Origin of the sequence: Kitasatospora sp. NPDC056446 (assembly GCF_042796115.1) — a bacterium.
Classification (GTDB): Bacteria; Actinomycetota; Actinomycetes; order Streptomycetales; family Streptomycetaceae; genus Kitasatospora.
Window position 1 is genome coordinate 1 of the sequence record NZ_JBHTRF010000204.1, and the last position, 1,647, is coordinate 1,647.

2 protein-coding genes are annotated in these 1,647 nt (G+C 53.2%); one reads left to right on the forward strand and one right to left on the reverse strand.

The window, feature by feature from the left end:
* The coding region (locus tag ACFQ6N_RS40670; protein ID WP_380659175.1) for a hypothetical protein at positions 1-291 on the reverse strand (291 nt) is incomplete at its 3' end.
* Positions 292-816: 525 nt separating this feature from the next.
* Here ACFQ6N_RS40670 and ACFQ6N_RS40675 point away from each other — a divergent pair.
* Positions 817-1,647, forward strand: an 831-nt coding sequence (locus tag ACFQ6N_RS40675; protein ID WP_380659176.1) for a hypothetical protein, incomplete at its 3' end; no start/stop codon positions are given.

The following is a 1,647-nucleotide window of genomic DNA, read 5'->3' on the forward strand; positions in this document are numbered from 1 at the left end:
GCCCCGACCGGTCCAAGTCTCGCCGGTGTGGGGAAGCCAATACTTGGGCGCAACTTCCTTCTTCGCCGCAGCTCCCCTCTTGGGCACATCAGCCGCCAGCATGCTGACGATCTCGGCGCGCTGCTTCGCAGAGAAGCTCTTACCGTATTGCGAAACGAGGTTCGCGACCTCGGCGAAGGCATCAGCGGCCTGCTCTTGGAGAAGCTGGACTTCCTGCTCCTCCAACTTGCGCAGCTCTTCAGCAAGCTTGGCTTTAGCGGAAGCAATGGAATCGAGTGACGGCTTGGTCATTCTTAAAAAACCTGAGTTTGGAATAGACGGAGTGGCGGGAACCAGGAAGCGCTTTGAAACACCCGCGCAACCATCCCGGCCAGCAATGACAAGTTACGACTTCTACACGCCACAAACAACTCCACAGACGCAGTAGAAGGAACTGCACACGCCCGCAATGTGAGCTAAGCAGTCAGTTGCCTAATAACGTCACGGGCCAAAACCAAAACCACGGATGGGCGAATATATTTATGTGACCGACATCCCAATGCCTAAATGCCAATACTGTAAGAAAAGTACACTTAGGCATCACTTTTAGTGAAATTAAACACTATAGAAAGCTATCCCGCGCCAGCAGCTCCACCGCCAAATATTTATTTCCTTTCAACAACTTACTCTCATCTATTGGGTAACTGAGCACTCCCCTACTGGCAGGATTGCCACCCATGACTAGGCATCACCTGAGCAGAAAAAATGGTCTATTTTACAAATTGACGAAAGCTCTCCCTGCCCTATCAAGGTTTCATCTTACTGATAGGAAGCAACATGAAAGAAGAGCTAGAAAAGAGAATTGAAGACTACGTTCGGCAACCCTTTGGTCTGCTGGAAGTTGGGTGCATCCGCATAGGGCGCCACGAATTCAAAGACATCCGCGTCCAAGGACGAGAATCTGCGATCCAACTGCAGGAAATGCTCAACTCGGCCTCGGATCGATCCAGGCGCAACCGGCTGCGAAAGGACGGCACTCGATACTACTCTGAGATGCCAATCGGGGCGCCAGCGCGCCTGCTGTCGTCAGAGATCGATGACTACCTCCAATACATGGAACACAGGGGCTTGCGCAGTCGAACAATAGACGCAAATGCCCGGTCTTTAGCACTGCTCATGATCGTGACTGGAGACATCCCGGTATCAAGGATCGACACCAAGCACATCCACAAGTTCTGGCAGTTGATGCAATGCGCCCCACCAAGCCTGGCGACTACACCGCGACTTCAGCAGCTTAGTGCCGATGAGCTAATCGAGCTCGGGCGGCAGATGGGCGCACCTGTACCAGCCCGGGCGACGCTAGAGCTACATCGTCGCTTCCTGGCCACCTTCTTCAATGGCCTAGTGAAAGCTCAGGCCATTCCGCACTCCCCCTTAAGCGCATTCCCATCCATCAAGAAAGACCTGATAGAAGAAACAGATAGGTCTGAACGTCTGCTTGGCGACGACGATCTGCACAAGATCTTCAATCCTGACAGCTTCCTGCCGTGGGCCATGAAGTTCCCGCATCGATGGTGGTGTCCGATGATCGGCCTTTACACAGGGGCTCGCATCAACGAAGTCGCTCAACTCAAAGTCGCCGACATCGTCCAAGAACAGGGCATGTGG